Origin of the sequence: Campylobacter sp. MIT 12-5580, assembly GCF_005406235.1 — a bacterium.
Taxonomy (GTDB): domain Bacteria; phylum Campylobacterota; class Campylobacteria; order Campylobacterales; family Campylobacteraceae; genus Campylobacter_D.
This window is the reverse complement of record NZ_NXLK01000004.1, coordinates 112,442-132,051: the sequence shown is the minus strand read 5'-3', so window position 1 is coordinate 132,051 and position 19,610 is coordinate 112,442. Positions and strand designations below refer to the sequence as shown.

The following is a 19,610-nucleotide window of genomic DNA, read 5'->3' as shown; positions in this document are numbered from 1 at the left end:
TTTCTTAGAAAAAATTTGATATAATTAACAAATAAAAATATCAAACAAAGGAAATCAAATGAAAAAGCTATTTTTAAGTGTAATGATTGTTCTAGGGTTTGCTAGTTTTGCAAATGCAAATGACATACTTGCAAAAGTAAGTAATGGTATGGTAAGTGATACTTCTGCTGGTGTTAAGGTTTTAAGCCTTGAAGAAGAAAAGCAAGTTGTGGGTGGAGCATTTTACCATAGAATATCAAAGCTTGATGATGGAGTATCTCAATATTGGTTAGCAAGTGATGGAATGTATATCACTACTAACTCACATACAGGTGCTTTAATGTCAAACTATCAGACTGATTCCGTAAGAAAAAAAATGGGATATAGTGGTAATGGAATTGTTGTTTTAGGTGCAAAAAATATCAAAACAGGTGCTTATAATTTTGTTCTTTACGATACAAGAAGGCAATTACCAATAGGCATAATAGATCCAGCAACTTATAATTATTACACCAAAAGTGAGCTATCTACTTTTAAATCAAATGCTAGGTGGTAACAAATGCTTAGCACCTTTACGCTCAACAAAGAATCATTTAAATCTTCTCTTTCATATGAAAGAGAAGATGTTTATAGCACTTCACAAGAATGGAAACAAACTTTGAATAAGCAATTTGACACTATGCTCAAAAAAGAAGAAAACAAAGAAATTTCCAAAGAAGATTTAAGCCAAATTTTTGCAGAAAATAATAACTCCTATATAAGCTCAAAATTAAATGAATATTTATCTAAAATTAAAGATTTAAATGGCAATGATATAGATTTTAGTAGCTTAGATATTCAACACCAACAACAAATTATAGAATTTTTGAAAGAACCATTAGAAAACACCAAAGCTTATGGCACAAGGGCGAATTTAAGTGATATAAAAGTAGATTTAAGCGGATCTTCATTATATATAGAAGCTAATTTACACACTATTGACGGAAAAACTTTAAGTATTGGAGCAAAATTTATGCCACAAGAACTTACGGATTATAAGGCGTATTGTGGAAATGATGAACTTATAGTGGGCGATAGGGTCGATACTAAGATTTTATTTGTAAGTCAAGAGAGACTAAATACTAGTCAAAAAAAGGATTTGCTAGAAAAAATCCAAAATCAAGGAATTGATATTGAAAAGAATTTTGCCGATTTTAAAGGATATATTGGCATCTCTCTTTGTGGTTCTTTTGATAATCCAAACAATAATAGCTTATTATATCAAGAACATCTTCTTTATCGAGTTTCGAATGTAGAATTAAATTTAAATCAAGCCAAAGAAAATATCAAAAATCTTCCAAAAGAAGAAAATGAAAGTAAATCTGATACGCTAAAATTAACTTTTAAAAATATCATTTGGAATAATATAAAATCAGAACTTAGTAATTTCAATGATTTATATAAACTCAAAATAGAAAGCGAATTTATCAAAGAAAATTCTACTATACAACCATTGAAAACACTCCTTGCAAGCGATATTTTAAGTATAAACCAAAAAGAATAATTTTTAACTTCGCTTCCATTGCCTGAAATAAGTATGTCAAGCTTTGGGTGCAGAGTATAAACAAAAGTTTGATTGAAACTTAATTGTTTAGTGTCATTCCATATCGTTTAATCTCCGCTAATAGAAATATTCGGATAAGTAAAATACGAATTAAATCAAATTAAGAATTCCACCTTAAAAAATAATTCTATAAATTGTGCTAAAATTTCATAGTAATATCCGTCTTAATGTGTTGAAAATTCAAAAAATAAGACGATATTAAATTAAAGGAATCAGAATAAATGGTATAATTGTAGCAAATTGTTGTTGAGGTTTGCTTTGGAAATACAGAATTTAAGAAAAGATATTATTTTAAAAAAAGGTGTGCATTATTTTGATTTTGCAGCTTCAGCTTTGGCCTTAAAAAGTGTGGAAGCTCATCTTAAAAATACGCTTTTAACCTACGCAAACACGCATTCTGATAGTGCTTTACACTCTTTTAAAACTCAAAATTTATATCAAAATGCAAGAAAAGAGATTAAAGCCTGTCTTGGTTTGAATGATGATTTTGCTTTAATTGCTTGCGGATATGGCTCAAGCGCTGCTATAAAGAAATTTCAAGAGCTTTTAGGTATTTATGTTCCACCTCTTGTAAAAGAAAAATATCTTTTAAATTTAGATAAAAAAACTCTGCCCCTTGTCATCATAGGACCTTATGAGCATCATTCAAATGAGCTAAGTTTTAGAGAAGGCTTGTGTGAATGCGTGCGTGTGCCTTTGAATAAAAAGGGCGAGTTTGATCTTGACTTTTTTAGTTCTGTTTTAGAAAAAAACAAAGAAAGAAAGATCATCATTAGCATTTCTTTGGCTTCTAATGTAACAGGAATTTTAAGTAATTATAAGGCTATAAGCAAGCTTGGACGCAAATATAAAGCTATTATTGCTTATGATGCTTCAGCTTTTGCACCTTATCATCATATAGCTGCTAGTTTTTATGATGCTTTATTTATCAGCTCGCATAAATTTTTAGGTGGAGTTGGAGGGTGCGGGCTTTTGGTGATTAAAAAAAGCCTATGTGCCCCTAAGCCTAGCTTTGCAGCTGGTGGAACTGTGGGTTATGTCTCAAGGAGTTCAGCTTCTTATCTTTGCGATATTGAAAGCTTAGAAGAGGGTGGCACACCGCCTATTTTGGGGCTTATTAAAGCAAGTCTTGCTTTTAGAGTAAAAGCAAATATAGGACTTAAAAAGATCGTTTCAAAAGAACAAAAACTTGTAAAAATGTTTTTTAAGGAACTTGAAAGTATCAAAGAAGCCATCATTTACGCAAAAGAGCTTAAAAATCGCTTAGCAATCTTTTCTTTTAATATCAAAGGCATTTCTCCTTTTGATCTAGCTTATCATCTAAGTAAAAAATACAAGATAGAAACAAGGGCAGGGTGTGCTTGTGCTGGACCTTATGGGCATGATTTGCTTGGCTTAGAAGATGATGTGAAATTAAGCACTAAACCGGGCTGGCTTAGGGTAAGCCTTCATTATACGCATGAAGAAGAGGATTTGCGTTATTTCTTTAAGGCTTTAAAGGCGAGTATAAAGGAATTGAGCTAGTTTTTTTACCTCTTAAGTTTTAAAATGAGAGTTTTTTCATCAAAGCAAAACGAGCTCATTTACTCTGCGCTTAATCATCAAATTCTTGACTTAAGATAGTTCCATTTGCGTCTATTTTAAGCTCAAGTCTATTAGAAAGTTTGATTTTGTAATAATTTATCTTTCTTTCAGCCTCAAGTAAAAATGTGTTTGGAAATTGATTTTGTATAATTGCAGCGATATTTGCTGGCAGTATAGAAAAATTAATCGGCGTGAATTTGCTATCAATTTCTTTCCAATTTCCCATTATATCAAACTCAAGCTCAGTGCCATCAGTAAGATACACTTCAAAAGAATTGCCATCTCTTTGTGCCATACCAACTTGTGCTTTAAAATTCGTGCTTAAAAATTGTTTAGTGTTTTCAGGCAAAGAGTCTGGAGATATGATAAGATCAGCCTTTGCAAGCAAACAAAGAAAGAAAAAAGCCAAAACAAACTTTTTAAACACTATAATATCCTTATTTTTTCTGTATTTTAGCTCAATTTTAGTGAAGCCAGCGTGAATTTTGGATTATCTTAACATAGAAATGTTATAATTTACTAAAAAGGCTTAAAATTGTTTTGTGTTTTGCTTATCGCTTTAAATATCATTATTTATTTTCTTTTGCCAGATAATGAGCTAAAAGTTATTTTTGGCTTAAATTTAGCCTTTAAAGATGGTTTTTATTGGCAGCTTTTAAGCTCTATGTTTTTGCATGCTAATCTTACGCATTTAGCGTTAAATATGATTACACTTTATCAATTTGGCTTTGTTTTAGAACGTTATCTTGGAAGCCTTAGGTTTGCTCTTTTATACATACTTGGAGGGCTTGCTTGCTCGTTTTTGAGCTTTTTGTATATTGATATATTTGAAACGCATTTTGTGAATATTGTTGGTGCGAGTGGGGCGATTTGCGTTTTGATAGGGTATTATGCGTGTATTGATAAATCAAGCGCAAAAGGACTTGTAGTAGCTATTTTGCTCATTAGTTTCGCACCTTTACTTGTGGGTGTAAATATCGCTTGGTATGCGCATATATTTGGCTTTTTATGCGGATTTATCATCGCTAAAATGCGAATTTTAAAGAAATAGCTAAGGAAGTGATTATATGAAAAGGATTTATTTTTTACGTCATGCCAAAGCTGAGGAGAGTGCAAAAGAGGGCGATTTTTACAGAAAGCTAAGCAAGAAGGGCAAGAAAGATATACAACTCATGCTTGAAAGACTTAAGAGCTTTGAATTCAACTTAAATTGCATTATCTCAAGCCCAGCTACAAGGACAAGCCAGACAGCTAGGGAATTTGCGCAGACTTTGGGCTGTGAGCTTGTTTTTGAGGAGTGTTTATACGAGGCTGAAGCTAAAGATATAATTAATCTCATCAAAACAATCGATGAAAACTACCAAGAAATAATGCTCGTAGGACACAACCCAGCCCTGAAAGAAAGCATTGAGCTTTTAAGCGAAATTCATTTGCCTTCCTTTGCGACTTGCTCTGTGTTGTGTTTAGAATTGCCAAGCTTTAAGGAGCTAAAACTACACCAAGCAAGGCTTGTATTCTTTGAAAACTCAAAGAATTTAAAAGAAAGACATTTGTAAATTTGTGTTTTTGCAAAAATGAACTTGATAGACGAAATATGATAGGGGAGGGGAGTGATTAAATTTTGTTTTTAAAAGTTAGTTTTTATGTCTTAAAAATTAACAAAAGGCTAGAAAAAATAACTAGCCTTTGTATTTTAGTGAATAATGTTTAATTAAAACGAAAAAGTATAGCGAAGTCCTACTTGATAAGGTTGTTTTACCTTAGAGGTTACGCCATTAGCTGTAGCTTCTTGATTTAAAAGTCCAAAACGAGTGAAAAGCTCAAAGCCATGTACGTAATTATAAGTAGTTCTTAAACCAAGATTTAAAGCAACATCAAAACCATCTGGTTCGTCATTTCCTCTTCTTTTGTTTTTTACTTCGTGGCTAACATAACCCAAGCCCACACCGCCAAAAACACCATACTCAAGATCGCCTTCTTGAGCGAAATTGTAAAGCGCATCAGCATTTACATAAAGGTTCATTGTTTCAATTTGTGGATTATTGCCACCTTTGGTGTATTTGGTTCCCAAATCAAAGGTTCCATAGTATCTTACACCAAAATTTGCATCAAAAAATTCTTTATAACCAGCGATGATACCATATCTAAAACCAGTATATGAGCCACCTGAATTTGGTTTAGCTGCACCATAAGCAACATTTGCACCAACAAATGCACCAGAGTCTTCTGCAACAGCAGCACTTGCAAGCAAAGCCGAAGCTACTGCAACACTTGTAAAAATCTTTTTCATTGTGTTTCCTTCAAAGTGTATTTCATTAAATTTTCTAAGATTTAACGATTTTAAAAGTGTAATTCTAACTAAAAAATATAAATACGCATTTAATAAAATTAAAAATCTTTAATAAAATACTTGACAATATACAATATCAAAACATATCAATAAAGATATGGTTTTCAAAGCTAATAAAATATAAAAATAATATTATTTAAATTTAAAAAATAATATATAATTATATATAAATAAATTTATAAATTATTAATTTAAACTAAACTTAATTAATATGTATAATTATATGATATAATGTAAAATCAGCTTTGTATTTTAATTTTGTATTGAAAACTATAATTTTCAAACTTTTTTATATTTTTGCATACCATACTCTATTTTTACTTTTAAATTACTATTATATAGGATATTAAACCATTTTACCTTTTGAAGTTTATTTTTTTATCCATAGAATTTTAAGCATAGATTTGTGTTTATATATACCTACTTTTTTAGCATAGCAAAAAATAAAATTGTAAGTATGAATATAACTCAATAAGAATTTATAATTTATATTTATCATCTAATATAAATAATGATAAAAAAAGAGTTTTAAAATATTATTTTTATTTTTTAATTTTGTTTAAAGCTCTTTTTCATTAAAAATATCTTACAATACCCTTTTATTTTAAGGAAAACCAAACGATGAAATACCCACTTGACTGCGAAGAGGATTTTGAGCATTCCCTGCTCTTTTGGCTTGCAAGATATGTTAAATTTAAGCTGAGTTCGCTTTCAAATAAAGAACTTAAAAACGCTCAAGCCTTGGCTATGGTAAATTTTGAACTTACAAAAAACGTGCATCATATAGAAGAACTTGACGCCTTGGTAAAAAAAGCTAGAAATGCCGGATTAACAGGCGTAAATACTTATTTTAACCCTCTTAAAAAGCTTTATGAACAACTTTGTTTTTATAAGCTTTACTCGATGAAGCAAATTGATGAGGAGCTCGTGATTGAAGTGCTTGCAAGCATTACAGGAGCTTTATCTGATGCGAGCAAGAAAAACTACCGCATTGCGATGATGAATTTTTTTGATTTTTTAGATAAGCAAAATGAAGAAGAAGGCAAGGCTCATATTTATGATATAAGCCTTAAAAACTGGGCTGGTATAAGCAGCTTTAAGGGCAAATTACCCGAATACATGAGCGAAGAAGAGATTAAAAAATTTCTTGATGCGGTTGAAAATGCAGACTTTAAAGCCAACACCACGCGAAACAAGCTCATCATTAAAATCATCATCTTTACAGGCATAAGAGTAAGTGAAGCCATCAATCTCAAACGCAAGGATATCAGCGAGGAAAATGACTTGTATATCATTCGAATTCGAGCTAAGGGCAACAAATACCGCGTTGTGATGATTAAAAAAGAATTAATTGAAAAGCTTTTGCAAGACTTAGAGATCAATTATCTTAGCCAAGACGCCCTACTTTTTAGCAACAAAAAAGGCACAGCTTTAACTCAAGCTTATGTCAGCCGTATAGTCGAGCAAATCCTTTTTAAAGCTGGCATTCGCAAGCAAAAAAACGGCGCTCATATGCTGCGTCATACCTTTGCTACCTTGCTTTATAAAAAACAAAAAGACTTAGTTTTAGTCCAAGAAGCCTTAGGACATGCTAGTCTTGATACTTCAAGAATTTACACACATTTTGATAGTGACAAGCTCAAGCTTGCTGCTGAAGTGGCTAAAGAAGTTAGCGAAAAAGAAATAAGTCAAGATGAGTAAGGCTAACTTAAAGCAAAATTTTGCTGTGTTTGGGGATCATATCTATCAAGATTTTGCCTTTTCTTTTTCTGCGAGAAATTATCAAGAAACCAAGACTTTTTTTGAAAAAATAAAACAATATAAGCAAGAGTATTTCATCATAATTTGTGTAAAATACGAGTTTTATACTTATCTTTTTGATATAAATTTTACAAGCAAAAAGCCTTATATATACGCACTTTGCTTTAAAAAACGATCGATTTTTAAGCTAAATTTAAATCCATTTATGCGCTACTACCCTACCCTTACTCAAAAACTTGATAAAAAAAGCTATTTTAAAGCTTTTAACAAGGTTTTGAAAAGTATCAAAAAAGGACAAAGTTATCAAATCAATCTCACCCAAAAGCTCAAACTTCGCACGAGAATTCCAAGCTTTGAGCTTTTTCAGCTTCTTGCAAAAGAACAAAATGCCGAATACAAAGCCTTTTTACAAAGTGAATTTGGCGAAATTTTATGCTTTTCTCCAGAGCTTTTTTTCAAGATAAAAGATCAAAAAATTCTTACTGAGCCTATGAAAGGCACGATAAAAAGGGGTGAAAATGAGATTTTAGATAAACAAAACAAGCACTTTTTGCAAAATGATCATAAAAATTTAAGTGAAAATGTGATGATTGTGGATTTATTACGCAATGACTTATCAAAAATCGCTGATGAAGTAAAAGTTGATAAGCTTTTTGCGATCAAAACTTACAAAAGCTTGCACCAAATGATCTCGCAGATCAGTGCGACTTTAAAAGCTGAAACAACTTTGCTTGAGGTGCTTGAAGCCCTTTTTCCATGCGGATCTATAACAGGAGCTCCAAAGCTTGAGACGATGAAGCTGATAAACAAACTTGAGCAAAGAAAGCGGGGTGTGTATTGTGGGGCTATAGGCTTGGTGCATAAAGATGAGAGTGTGTTTAATGTCGCTATTCGCACACTTGAGCGAAAGAGTTTAAAGTCTGATTTTAGTTTTGGCGTGGGAAGTGGTGTGGTGTTTGATTCAAAAGCTGGGGCTGAATTTAAAGAATTAAAGCTAAAAAGTTCCTTTTTAAAGCCTTTGAAGCAGGATTTTTATCTTTTTGAAACTATGCTTTTTAAATATGGAAAAATTTTGTTTTTTAAAGAGCATTTAAAACGTTTATTTTACTCTGCCCTAGCCTTAAATTTCAAACACAAAAAGCTTTTAGGAGAATTTAAAGGCATTTTAGAAAAGCAAAGGGCTTATCAGGATTTTACTAAGCTAAGTTTTGAAAGCTTTAATGAGCTTTTATTTTCTAAGGAAAATGATTTTTTTGATGAAAGTTTTGTGAAAAGCGAATTAAAAGAGGCTGGTTTGAGACTCAAGCTTTTTAAGAATGGCGATTTTGAATTTGAGTTTTTTAAGATTAAGCCTTCACAAAGCAAGCTTTTATACTTGTCAAAAGACACGTTTATAAAAGATGATCTAAGTTTTCATAAAAGCTCTTTAAGGGATCGTTTTTCAAATTCAGCGAGTAAATGTGAGGAGAATTTGTGCTATGATGAGGCGTTTTGTGATGAGAAAGAAAGGCTTTTGGAAGGCTCAAGGACAAATTTGGTGCTTAGTTTAAATGGCAAACTTTATACACCAAGCTTAAAATTTGGTTTGCTTAATGGCATATATAGACAAGTCTTGCTTCAAACTCAGCATATCAAAGAAAAAACGCTTTTTAAACACGAGCTTTTTAAGGCTGATGAGCTTTGGGCTATCAATTCACTTAGAGGAGCTGTAAAGCTAAATTTAAAGGCTTTTGATGAGTAAGGTTTTGTTTATAGATAATTATGATTCATTTTCTTATAATATCATCTATTTGCTTGAAAAATTTGGCTTTGAAGTGCTTGTTATCAAAGATGATGAGTATAAAAGCCCCAAAGAGCTTGAGGGTTTAAATTTTTCTCATATCATCATTTCTCCAGGTCCAAATGCCCCAAAACATACAAATTTAAGCACAAAAGTTATCAAGCATTTTCAAAAAAGCAAAAAAATACTTGGCATTTGTCTAGGACATCAATGCCTTGCTTATGTGAGTGGGGGCAAGATCGCTAAACTAAAAGAGCCAAAACACGGTAAAACAACGCAGATAAAATTCAAAGAAAATGCCCTATTTCAAGGTTTAAAGCAGAATTTTAAGGTATGCTTATATCATTCTTTATATGTGAAAAAACTTCCCAAAGATTATGAGGCTTTAGCTTATGATACAAACAATGTTCTTATGGCTTTAAAGCATAAAAAGTATGATATTTATGGGGTGCAGTTTCACCCAGAAGCGATTTTATCTCAAGGCGCGGAGGTGATTTTGCTGAATTTCTTGCGTTTAAAATAAATTTACAAATCTTACCGCAAAAATCCTATTTTTTAATCTCAAATTTAAGCTTTTGGTATTATAATACAGCTTGATTTTAAAGAAATAAAAAAGGAAAATCAATGTTTTTCAAGAAAAAAATACCGCCAAAAACAAGTATGAAAAAAGAGCAAATAAGCGATTATATGCTTGATGATAGGCTGTATGATTTTACACAAAATATAAGGCAAATTGCTAAAGATAAGGACAAGGCTGCCCTACTCGCAAGGCAATTTACAAGACTCATTAAAGCCGATAAAGGTTTATAAATTTAAACTCTACTTCTTTTTAGTCTTTCATTTTTAGCCTAAAATCTTTTATATTTTTCAATTTTTTTAATCACGCTTTGTGATGTCTTTTAATCTTTATAAATTCAAAATCCACTGTATTTTTATCATTTTTATCAAAAATTTTATTTTGTAGTTTTTAAGTTTATATTAAGGGGGGGGGGGGCTACAATACACCTTTTTATATTTGTATTTTAAAAAGGTTTTTGATATGTTTTTGCCCCTGCAACATAAATTTAAGTTTATCTTGATCGTAGTTTTATTTAATATCCCCCTAGCTTTTTATCCTCTTTTTTTATATGCTCCAAATTTAAGCTTTAATGGCTCTAGTGTGTATTTTTTATGTGCTGGGGTGGCTCATTTTTATCTTTATTTTTTCCTTGTAAATCTGGCGTTTGTATATCCCTTGTTTTTAGCGCTTAAAAACAAGATGGTTTTGGCGTTTCTCATCGCTTGCTTGATCAATATCTTTGCTCATATCATACTTTTAACAGACGCGCATGTATTTTATCTTTACCGCTTTCACCTAAGCTTTGCTATGCTTGATTTGTTTTTTAATGCAGGCGGTGAAGTGATTTCTTTAAGCACGCAAACTATACTTGCTATCGTTGTAAAGGTGCTTGTGATTATATTTTATGTTATTTTTGCTAGCTTTTTTGCCCTTTATCTTACACAAAATAAAAGCCATAAAAGATTTTTTGTGCTTGTTTTGCCTTTGATGATAGTGTTGTATTTAAGTGTAAATTTTATACATGCTTTAAGTATGGCTAAGCAAGACTTAGCAATCATCAATCTTACCAATCGCCTACCACTTTACAAGCCTTTAACTATGAATTCTTTTTTAAGAAAATTTGGTATTGTGGCTCAAGACGGACAAAATGAGAAGTTTAAAGTTTTAGAAAGCGGATATTTTGACTATCCTAAAAAGCCGCTTGAGTATGAAGATGTAAGCTCAAAATACAATGTCTTGCTTTTGCTTAGTGATTCTTTAAGGGCAGATATGCTTAATGCTACAAATATGCCTTTTACTACAGAATTTGCCAAAAATGCAAGCATTTATACTAACCACTATTCAAGTTCAAATTCTACTCGCGGAGGCATATTTGGCTTGTTTTATGGCTTGCCACCTTCGTATTGGCAGGTGGCTTTAACAAGCGGAAAGAGTGCTGCTCTTATCCAAGCGGTCAAAGATCAAAATTATAGTCTAGGCGTCTTTACAACAGCAAATTTATACAAGCCTGAATTTCATCAAACCATCTTTGCAGGCGTTGAAAATCTTCGAATGGGCTCAAAAGGGGAAACTTTTCTTGAAAGAGAGGAAAATACGATAGAAGATTTTCATAAATTTATTCAAAATCATGATAAAAACAAAAGATTTTTTAGCTTTGTGTTTTTAGACAATATACACGCTTATACTTTTCCAGATGAATTTGCTCGGTTTAAACCTTATTCAAGTATCAATCATCTTTCTTTAAATGCTCAAAGTGATGCGAGCGAGTATTTTAACCTTTATCAAAACGCTGTGCTTTATACGGATTCAAATTTTAAAAGAATTATAGAAATTTTAAAAGAAAATCAGCTCTATGAAAATACAATCATCATTATAAGTGCAGATCATGGCGAGGAATTTAATGAAGATAAAGACAATCGCTGGGGGCATAATAGCGATTTTAAGGATTATCAAGTCAAAATTCCACTCATTATAAAATGGGGCGAGCAAAACAAAAGCGCCATAATACATACAAAAACAAGTGTATATGATATCAGCACAACCTTAATGCAAGAGGTTTTTAGAGTAAAAAATAATAGCTTGGATTATTCTATAGGTGAAAATCTTTTTCATCTTACAAATCGTCCTTATGTGCTAGCTGGCTCTTATACTGAAAATGCGGTTATAGAAGATGAAAGGATTGTTTTGATTAATGCCCTAGGTTTGCTTGAATTTAAAGATAAAAAATACCAAGATAGCAACAATACAAGCAAGAAGAATTTATTTGAAATTTTTGAAATTTTTTCTCGGTACTTGAAAAAAGAATGAAAAGAATATCATTAAGCAAAAGCTAAATGTATGAAAATAAAGAGTTTGAATGCAAAATCCTAGTTTTCACTCTTTTCTAGCACCTCAAAATACACTTCTTCAAGGCTAGAAAGCTCGCTTTGAGCAGTGCTAAGCTCCTCATACAAATTCGTTATACCTTGCTCCTCATAAAGCTCTTGTTTTGAAAGGGCATGTTCTAGCTCTTTGATCTTTGTTTCAAGCTGAGTTATTTTATCTGGGTAGCTTTTTAGAATTTCTTGTTCTTTGTAGCTGAGTTTTGTGCTTTTGTTTGTTTTTACATTTTTGCTTTTATACTCGGCTTCATCAGGCTCTTTAGAGCTTAATTTTTGGCTAAGTTCTTCAAATTCTTTAAGCTCTTTTTCATCTTCTAAAAGTTGAGTATAGCTTTTATGTTCTATCTCAATACTGCCATTTGGCTTAAAGACAAAGAGTTTTGAAGCGATTTTATCCATAAAATATCTATCATGACTTACCAGTAAAATCGCACCATTAAAGCTTAGCAAATACTCCTCAAGTATGTTAATAGTGGCGATGTCTAAATCATTTGTTGGTTCATCAAGCACGAGCATATCGTATTCTTTGGTGAAAAGCAAGGCTAAGGCTACTCTGTTTTTTTCGCCCCCACTTAGCACAGCTACATTTTGAGTTAAAAACTCCTTAGGAAATAAAAATTGCTTTAAATAGCCATAAATATGCATATTCTTACCCCTAACTTCCACCCTATCGCCTCCATTTGGGCAAAAAATTTCTTGTAAAGTTTTTTCACTTTCAAGCAAGGCTCTTGCTTGATCAAAATAACCAATTTTAAGCTCCCCTCTTTTTATCTTACCGCTATCTGGGCTAAGTTTGCCTAGTAAAATCTTTAAAAGACTAGATTTTCCACAGCCATTTTTACCTACTATGCCTATGCGTTCAAGTTGTAAAATACGCGTTGAAAAGTCCTTAAACAAAAGCTTTTCGCCCATACTTTTACTGATATTTTCAAGCTCAAAAAGCATTTTTTGACGATTAGTGCTTTGAGTTTGAGTGAAGTTATTTTGTGCTCTTTGTAATTCAAGCTTGAGTTTGTTAATCTGGCTTGGATTTTTCTTTGCCTCTTCTCTCATCTTTAAAATTCGCTCTTTACGCCCTTCGTTGCGTTTAAGCCTTGCTTTTACCCCGCGTCTTAGCCATTCTTCCTCGCTTTTAAGCTGTTTGACTAAAGTCTCATAGCTTTTACTAAGGCTAGCTAAAAGTTCAGCTTTTTTAGCCAGATAATAAGTATAATTTCCCTCAAATTTTCTCAGCTCTCCTTCTTCAAGCTCCACACAACGAGTAGCTACTTCATCGATAAAATAGCGATCATGAGAGATGAAAATTACACAAGATTTTGAGTTTTTAAGATAATTTTCCAAAAAAGCACACATATACACATCTAAATGATTGCTTGGCTCATCTAAAAGCATGATGTCAGGGCTTTTAAGCAAGATGGCACAAAGTGCAATTCGTCTTAGCTCGCCCCCACTCAAAGAAAGCAAGCTTCTATGCTCAAAACGTAGCAGATCAAGCTCTTTTAAGGTTCTATTCATTTTACTTTCTAAATTCCAAGCATCTTTACTCGTGATAAAATCAAAAAGGCTATTAATCTGCTTTAAAAGTTCTTTATTTTCAGGCTCACTAGCAAGCTTTTCATTTAAGCTTTCATAAGCTTTTAAAGCCTTAAACTCTTCAGCCAAATGTTCTTTCAAAGCCTCTTTAACGCTTAAATTTGAGTTAAAATCAAGCTCTTGAGCAAGCATAGCCACGCTTATATCATTTTGCTTAATCACGCGTCCGCTATCAAGTTTGAGCTTGCCATAAAGAGCTTTTAAAAGGCTTGACTTACCACAGCCATTTTTGCCAATGATAGCGATTTTCTCGCCCTTATTGGCACTAAAATTCACATCTTTTAAAATGATTTTTTCACCAAATTTTTTATTTGCTTCTATACACTCAAGTAAAGCCATTTTTACTCCAATTCAAAAGAAAACTCACTGCCTTTGTTAAGCTCGCTTGAAATTTGAAGATAGCTTTTATGTAGGCTGAGTATTTTTTTCACTAAAAAAAGCCCTATTCCAAAGGAATTTTCACTTTTTATATCCACTTTATAAAATTTCTTTGTGATGAGCTTGATTTGATCTTTGGCTATGCCTATGCCCTTATCTTTTACGCTTACTTTTTTATCCTCTACTTTTAAAATCACTTCATCTTTGCTGTATTTAAGAGCATTTGAGCTAAGATTGATTAAAACCTGTTCGATTAAAAACTCATTGGCAAAAACCATAGAGCTTTTACCTTCTAGCTTTATCCTATCATCATTTAGGGCTACTTTTTTTGCAAGCTCATATAAATCAAAGGTATTTTTATTATCTTGGCTTAAATTCAAATTAAAAACAAGATTGAGCTGAGTAGTGAGCTTATCGAGCTTTTCACCTTGACTTTCTATCTTAGCTAAAAGCTTATTTTGGCTATTTTCATCTTGAAAGTCCTTGTCTTTTAGGGTTTGTATGCTTAGTTTTATAACAGAGAGTGGATTTTTAAGTTCATGAGATATGGCTGAGATAATGCTTGTAAGCTGGGTATTTTTAAGATTGATCTTATCGCTTTGTTTTTTGTTTTGTCTTTGTTTTTTAAGTAGGGTGGCTTTGGTTTTGTAAAGCTTTGCATTGAGTAAATTAAGCTCTTTAAAGATAGAATTTTCAAGTAAAATTTCATCTTTGCTGTCTATTTTGCTTAGAAAAATTAAAATTTTCTTAAAACTTTGTTGTAATTTTTTAGCAAAAAAGCCGATAAGCACAAAACAAGCTAAGGCACAAAAGCTAAAAATCCCAAAAATACCCAGCCAATAATTCTTAAGCTCTAAAATTCTTGGATACACCAAAAGTATAAAAAAATCATCTTGATTGATCTTATAAAGCTTATATAAAAGCTTTTTGCCTTTAAATTCAAGCTCTTGAATGCTTTCATTAGCATGTTTTACAAAAAAGTCATAGTCTTTAAATGAAGCAAAAATACTCCCATCTTTTTTGATGATAAGATCAATGCGAGTTTGAGTGCTAAATTCTTTTATATTATTTTCATTTAGGCTGTCAAATACAGAAAAACGCAAGGTATCATCAAGGGTTTTGAGCTTTTGTTCATACTGCTTAAAAAGCAAGGTTTGTATATTAGAATAAATCAGCACGGCTACACTTAGAGTAAATATACTTAAAATACCCACAAAAAGGAGCATAAAAATGTGTTTTGTTTTTAGCATAATTTATAGCCAATGCCCCTAACACTAATGATATGTTCTTTAAGACTTGGGAATTTTGCTCTAAGCCTTGTAAGAGCTATGTTTATGGTTTTATCATTGACGCTATCATCTTGCCAGACATTTTCACTTAAAAACTGCCTGCTTAAGAGCGTGTTTTTGTTTTCAAAAAAGCATTTTAAAAGCTCAAATTCTAAATTCGATAAGATCGCTTCCTTGCCTTTAAAAAAGCATTGGTGGTTATTAAGATCAAGTAAAAAGTCCTTATACGCTAGAGTTTCACTTTCTTTTTTACTGCGTTTAAGCAAGGCTTTGATACGAAAAACAAGCTCATTAAAATCAAAAGGCTTAATGATATAATCATCACAGCCTTTTTTAAAGCCCTCTATAATATCTTCTTGCAAGCTTTTTGCAGTAAGAAAAATCACAGGCTCGTTATAGCCTTGTTTGCGAAGGCTAGAAAGCTTTTCTATACTATCTCCGCTTGGTAAATTTCTATCCACAAGCAAAAGATCAAAATCCCTTTCATCTAAACGCTCACGCACGCCCTCAAAATCAAACAAGCTTTCAAGCTCAAAGCCCTCTTTTTGAAGTCTTAAAGTTAAAAGCTCGTTTAAGTCTGTATCATCTTCGATTAAAAGTATTCTCATAACTCTGCATAATATGCATACACACAAGCTTCAAGATTGTTAAGCTCCTCAAGGACTTTTTTATCTATCTTTTCATCAAGTAAAATCACAGCCAAAGCATAACCTGAACCATCGCGTCCTAGTCTAAAATCAGCGATATTAATATGATTTTGGGCTAAAATTCCACTAATTGCAGCAATAACACCTGGAATATCTTTGTTTTTAAAGACTACCATTTTTCCTTTTGGTTTAAAATCAGTCTTAAAGCCATTTAAAGAAACTATTCTTTGATTATTTTCCTCAAATACAGTTCCACTCACACTAAAGCTTGAATTTGCCGTGCTTATCTTTACGCTTATTTTGTTATTATAGCCTGAATTTGGCACAACTTCAAAGCCAAGTTCTATGCCCTTTTCTTTACACACAAACTCAGCATTAACATAATTTATACTATCACCTAAGATATTTTTTAAAGCCCCAACGCTAGCAAAAGTAAGCAAAGACTTCGCATACTCAGCCACTGCTCCTTCTGCTTCAAGCTTGATACTTGTGATAGCAGTTTTTTGCATTTGAGAGCATAAAAATGCCATTTTTGAAACAAGCTCAACATAAGGAGCGATGAAAGGTGGTAAATCCTCTGTTTTAATAGGTAAATTTAAAGCATTCGCAAAGGCTATATTGCGTGCTGCATTTAGGGCTTGTTCACAAGCTTGAATGGCGATATTTCTTTGACTTTCAAGGGTATTAGCTCCAAGATGAGCTGTAACTGAGATGTTTTCAAAGTCTAAAAGTGGGTTGTTTGTAGCTGGTTCTTTATCAAAAACATCTATACCAAGCCAAGCGATCTTACCGCTTTTAAGTCCCTCACAAAGTGCTTCTTCAGTGTAAAGTCCGCCCCTTGCACAATTTATAAGTCTTATACCATCTTTCATCTTAGCAAGCTCATTAAGCCCTATCATACCCTTAGTTTCAGCTGTTTTTGGGGTGTGAATGGTGATGAAATCGCTTTGGCTTAGAATTTCATCTAAACTTTTGGCTACTTTCATATCTAAATCTGTGATTTTTGAATGTGGCACATAAGGATCATAAGCTAGAATTTTCATACCAAAGGCTTTTGCGCGAATGGCTACTCTTGAGCCTATATTTCCAAAGCCAATGACTCCTAAAACCTTATCCTTAAGCTCTATACCATACCATTTTTCTCTTTGCCATTTTCTTTCTTGCTTGAGCTGATTGTGCGCATTGACAAAAGATCGAGCCGCACACAAAAGATGAGCAAGACTTAATTCAACAGCTGCTATGGTATTTGCCGTTGGCACATTCATCACTATAACGCCTTGCTTTGAAGCGGCATTTATATCGACATTATCAACCCCTACTCCAGCTCTTATTAAGGCTTTAAGCTTTGGTGCGGCTTGTAAAAACTTCTCATCTACATCAGTTGAACTTCTAGTAATGGCTACTTCAACATCACCAAGCTTAGTTAAAAGCTCATCTTTTGGCACTTTTGCCGCTTCGATAAGCTCTATATCCTCAGCCTTTCTTAAAAGTTCTACACCCTCATCTAAAATCGCATCACAAACGATAATCTTTTTTTTCATAGCCATATCTCCTTTATTTGTGTGTTTATATCATAAATTTTAAGTCTTGCTTGTATATCTTTAAGTAAGTTTTGATTGTCTGTATCTAAGAAAATCTCAGTATTTGTTCCAGTCGAGGTAAGCGAATATTTTACCTTGAAAAAATTTAAAGTTTGTTTGAGACAAAACAAAGAATATACATCATTTTTATCAACGATAAGCTGAAAAAATTTGCTTTTAGGCTGGTATTGACTTGTATCTGGAGTAAAAACCATAGAAAATTGTTCTACAGCAGGCGTGTAGTTTTTAGGGCTTAAATTTGCAAACCTATCCTGCCAAGTTTGATTATTTTGTTCTTGAATAGAAACTTGCGCTTCACTTTCTTCTTGCAAGTTATCAAAATTTGGGACTATATCATTTTCTGAAAAAAATAAAGAAAAGATAGCCACCAAAAGCCCTAAAAACAATACAGCTAAAACAGCAAAAAAGCTATATTTTTTCATCGCTCATTTTATTTAAGAAAGTTGTTCTTTGATGATATCGCCTAAACTTACTCTATCGTTGTTGTTGATTTCGTTAAGAACTTCTCTTTCTTTCATCCTTTTGAGATTTTTTACACTAAGACGAATTCTGTTTTTCTTTTCATCGACAAAACTAATGACGGATTCTATCTCATCGCCTACTTTAAGCTCTTCCATATCTTTAGCATTAATATCTTCTTTGTGAATGAGCGCATCAACTCCATCTTTAAGTTCAACAAAAACACCAAAATCCTTAATGTCTTTAATCTTGCCTTTTACGATCTTGCCTATACCAAATTCTTTGATATAAGCTTGCACCGGACTTTGACTGAGTTCTCTTATGCTTAAAGAAATTTTTTGATTTTCTGGATCGATTTTGATGATCTTTACTTCAAGCTCATCGCCTATTTTGTATAAGTCTTTGCACTTATCATTTCTATCCCAAGAGCAGTCTTCATTATGAAGCAAAGCTTCAATTCCATCTATAGCGATAAAAGCTCCAAAATTAGTAAGTGAGCTTACTTTTCCTTTGATGATATCGCCTACTTTATAGTTTTTTACAAATTCATCAAAAGGCTTTGCAAGAAGATTTTTTAAAGAAACTCTTAAACGCTTTTGGTTTGGATCGATTTCAATCACTTCAACTTCAAGTTCTTGTCCTTTGCTGATATGATCTCTTGGGTGTTTGATGTTTTTATCCCAAGAAAGTTCGCTAATATGCAAAAAGCCTTCTATATCATTTCCCAAATCCACAAAAGCACCATAATTTTCTATATTTGAAACAACAACCTTAATCGTATCACCAAGCTCTAAGCTATCTTTGATCTCTTTCCAAGGATCAGGCTGGGCTGCTTTGATCGATAAAGAAAGGTGTTTTTTGTCTTTGTCGTATTTTATAGCTTTTACACTTACGCTATCGCCTTCTTTGTAAAGTGCATTTGGATTAACATGCCCTTTATATGAAATTTCGCTATAATGCACAAGCCCATCTATACCGCCAACATCAACAAACATTCCATAACTTGTGATTTTTTTAATGATACCCTCGATGATCTTATCCTCTTCAACGATATCACTAACAAGTTCTTTGCGTTTCTTGCGTTCATCATCAAGAATTTTTTTGCGTGAAACGACTATGCTTTGTTCGTCTTGATCGATCTTAATGATCTTTACTTTCAAGCTTTTGCCGATGACATTGCCATCTTTTGCAAGATACTGCGAGCGAGGTAAGAAAAACTCAACACCCTCATCATCAACACAAACAAAACCGCCTTTGTTTTTAGAGATAATTTTTACATTAAGGATTTTATTATCATCTTCTGTATAATTTTTGATAAATTCAACAACTTTTTGCTTTCTTAAAGCTTTTTTATGAGAGACAAGAGGCTTGCCATTACGATTTCCTATCACAGCAACTTCAAGTTTGTCGCCTTCTTTGTAGAGTAAATTTCCCCCAGCATCTTTAAGCTCGTCTATTGCTAGAATTCCTTCTGATTTTTTGCCTATATCAACAAAAGCTTCTTCGTCTTTAATCGCAACAATCACACCTTGTGTTATGGCACCTTCATCTTTTTTATCAAATTCTTTTAGCAATTGCTCAAAGTTTTCTTCATCAGTGAAATCGTCCATACTTGTTTGAACTTTTTTGTTCGCCTCAGCCATCTT

Annotated in this window: 18 protein-coding genes and 1 pseudogene; 10 read left to right on the top strand and 9 right to left on the bottom strand. The window is 32.6% G+C overall.

What is annotated here, in order from left to right; translation table 11 throughout:
• Positions 1-82: 82 nt before the first annotated feature.
• A complete protein-coding gene (locus CQA38_RS09330) occupies positions 83-535 on the top strand; it encodes a hypothetical protein (RefSeq protein WP_212741819.1) in 453 nt (150 codons plus the stop codon).
• 3 nt (positions 536-538) lie between these two features.
• On the top strand, positions 539-1,522 hold the full coding sequence (locus CQA38_RS05660) for a hypothetical protein (RefSeq protein WP_137633027.1): 984 nt from the start codon (positions 539-541) through the stop codon (positions 1,520-1,522).
• Here the strand turns inward: CQA38_RS05660 and CQA38_RS09455 are convergent.
• A pseudogene (locus CQA38_RS09455) lies at positions 1,507-1,674 on the bottom strand (nucleoid-structuring protein H-NS); the annotation flags it as partial. The gene CQA38_RS05660 and the pseudogene CQA38_RS09455 overlap by 16 nt on opposite strands.
• A 166-nt stretch (positions 1,675-1,840) precedes the next feature.
• Here CQA38_RS09455 and CQA38_RS05655 point away from each other — a divergent pair.
• The gene (locus CQA38_RS05655; RefSeq protein WP_137633026.1) at positions 1,841-3,106 is read left to right on the top strand and encodes an aminotransferase class V-fold PLP-dependent enzyme; all 1,266 of its coding nucleotides are present in this window, start codon (positions 1,841-1,843) and stop codon (positions 3,104-3,106) included.
• Between the two features lie 70 nt (positions 3,107-3,176).
• On the opposite strand, the gene CQA38_RS05650 is transcribed toward CQA38_RS05655, so the two are convergent.
• Positions 3,177-3,593 (bottom strand): PepSY-like domain-containing protein, encoded by a 417-nt coding sequence (locus tag CQA38_RS05650; protein WP_249355206.1) that lies wholly within the window; start codon positions 3,591-3,593, stop codon positions 3,177-3,179.
• 108 nt (positions 3,594-3,701) lie between these two features.
• On the opposite strand from CQA38_RS05650, the gene CQA38_RS05645 reads away from it, so the two are divergent.
• Together CQA38_RS05645 and CQA38_RS05640 are read left to right on the top strand one after the other, a co-directional pair.
• Complete coding sequence (locus CQA38_RS05645; protein ID WP_137633025.1) at positions 3,702-4,217, top strand: rhomboid family intramembrane serine protease; 516 nt, start codon at positions 3,702-3,704, stop codon at positions 4,215-4,217.
• A gap of 16 nt (positions 4,218-4,233) precedes the next feature.
• Positions 4,234-4,722, top strand: a complete 489-nt coding sequence (locus CQA38_RS05640) for a histidine phosphatase family protein (RefSeq protein WP_137633024.1) — start codon at positions 4,234-4,236, stop codon at positions 4,720-4,722.
• Between the two features lie 155 nt (positions 4,723-4,877).
• Here CQA38_RS05640 and CQA38_RS05635 read toward each other — a convergent pair whose 3' ends face one another.
• The gene (locus CQA38_RS05635) at positions 4,878-5,456 is read right to left on the bottom strand and encodes an outer membrane beta-barrel protein (RefSeq protein WP_137633023.1); all 579 of its coding nucleotides are present in this window, start codon (positions 5,454-5,456) and stop codon (positions 4,878-4,880) included.
• A 681-nt stretch (positions 5,457-6,137) separates the two neighbouring features.
• Here CQA38_RS05635 and CQA38_RS05630 point away from each other — a divergent pair.
• The 5 genes from CQA38_RS05630 to CQA38_RS05610 all read left to right on the top strand — a co-directional run bounded on the left by CQA38_RS05630 (position 6,138) and on the right by CQA38_RS05610 (position 11,923).
• Positions 6,138-7,217 carry a tyrosine-type recombinase/integrase gene (locus tag CQA38_RS05630; RefSeq protein WP_137633022.1) on the top strand — a complete coding sequence of 360 codons (1,080 nt, stop codon included), beginning with the start codon at positions 6,138-6,140 and terminating at the stop codon, positions 7,215-7,217.
• Positions 7,210-9,018, top strand: coding sequence for a bifunctional anthranilate synthase component I family protein/class IV aminotransferase (locus CQA38_RS05625; RefSeq protein ID WP_137633021.1), 1,809 nt, complete (start codon positions 7,210-7,212; stop codon positions 9,016-9,018). The genes CQA38_RS05630 and CQA38_RS05625 overlap by 8 nt, the downstream gene beginning before the upstream one ends.
• Positions 9,011-9,580: an aminodeoxychorismate/anthranilate synthase component II gene (locus CQA38_RS05620; protein ID WP_137633020.1), complete on the top strand. Its 570-nt coding sequence runs from the start codon at positions 9,011-9,013 to the stop codon at positions 9,578-9,580. Before CQA38_RS05625 ends, CQA38_RS05620 begins: the two co-directional genes overlap by 8 nt.
• A gap of 101 nt (positions 9,581-9,681) precedes the next feature.
• Positions 9,682-9,867 (top strand): molybdenum cofactor biosynthesis protein, encoded by a 186-nt coding sequence (locus CQA38_RS05615; RefSeq protein WP_137633019.1) that lies wholly within the window; start codon positions 9,682-9,684, stop codon positions 9,865-9,867.
• Between the two features lie 229 nt (positions 9,868-10,096).
• On the top strand, positions 10,097-11,923 hold the full coding sequence (locus tag CQA38_RS05610; protein ID WP_137633018.1) for a sulfatase-like hydrolase/transferase: 1,827 nt from the start codon (positions 10,097-10,099) through the stop codon (positions 11,921-11,923).
• 59 nt (positions 11,924-11,982) lie between these two features.
• On the opposite strand, the gene abc-f is transcribed toward CQA38_RS05610, so the two are convergent.
• Genes abc-f through CQA38_RS05580 form a run of 6 tightly spaced genes read right to left on the bottom strand, consistent with a single transcriptional unit; the run spans position 11,983 to position 19,607 of the window.
• Positions 11,983-13,929: a ribosomal protection-like ABC-F family protein gene (abc-f, locus tag CQA38_RS05605; protein ID WP_137633017.1), complete on the bottom strand. Its 1,947-nt coding sequence runs from the start codon at positions 13,927-13,929 to the stop codon at positions 11,983-11,985.
• Between the two features lie 2 nt (positions 13,930-13,931).
• Positions 13,932-15,218, bottom strand: a complete 1,287-nt coding sequence (locus tag CQA38_RS05600) for a HAMP domain-containing sensor histidine kinase (protein ID WP_137633016.1) — start codon at positions 15,216-15,218, stop codon at positions 13,932-13,934.
• The gene (locus tag CQA38_RS05595; protein ID WP_137633015.1) at positions 15,212-15,865 is read right to left on the bottom strand and encodes a response regulator transcription factor; all 654 of its coding nucleotides are present in this window, start codon (positions 15,863-15,865) and stop codon (positions 15,212-15,214) included. The genes CQA38_RS05600 and CQA38_RS05595 overlap by 7 nt, the downstream gene beginning before the upstream one ends.
• Positions 15,862-17,445: a phosphoglycerate dehydrogenase gene (serA, locus tag CQA38_RS05590; RefSeq protein ID WP_137633014.1), complete on the bottom strand. Its 1,584-nt coding sequence runs from the start codon at positions 17,443-17,445 to the stop codon at positions 15,862-15,864. The genes CQA38_RS05595 and serA overlap by 4 nt, the downstream gene beginning before the upstream one ends.
• The gene (locus CQA38_RS05585) at positions 17,442-17,927 is read right to left on the bottom strand and encodes a hypothetical protein (RefSeq protein WP_137633013.1); all 486 of its coding nucleotides are present in this window, start codon (positions 17,925-17,927) and stop codon (positions 17,442-17,444) included. The genes serA and CQA38_RS05585 overlap by 4 nt, the downstream gene beginning before the upstream one ends.
• Positions 17,928-17,939: 12 nt before the next feature.
• Entirely contained in the window at positions 17,940-19,607 is a 1,668-nt protein-coding gene (locus tag CQA38_RS05580) for a 30S ribosomal protein S1 (RefSeq protein WP_137633012.1), read from the bottom strand.
• Positions 19,608-19,610: the final 3 nt, after the last annotated feature.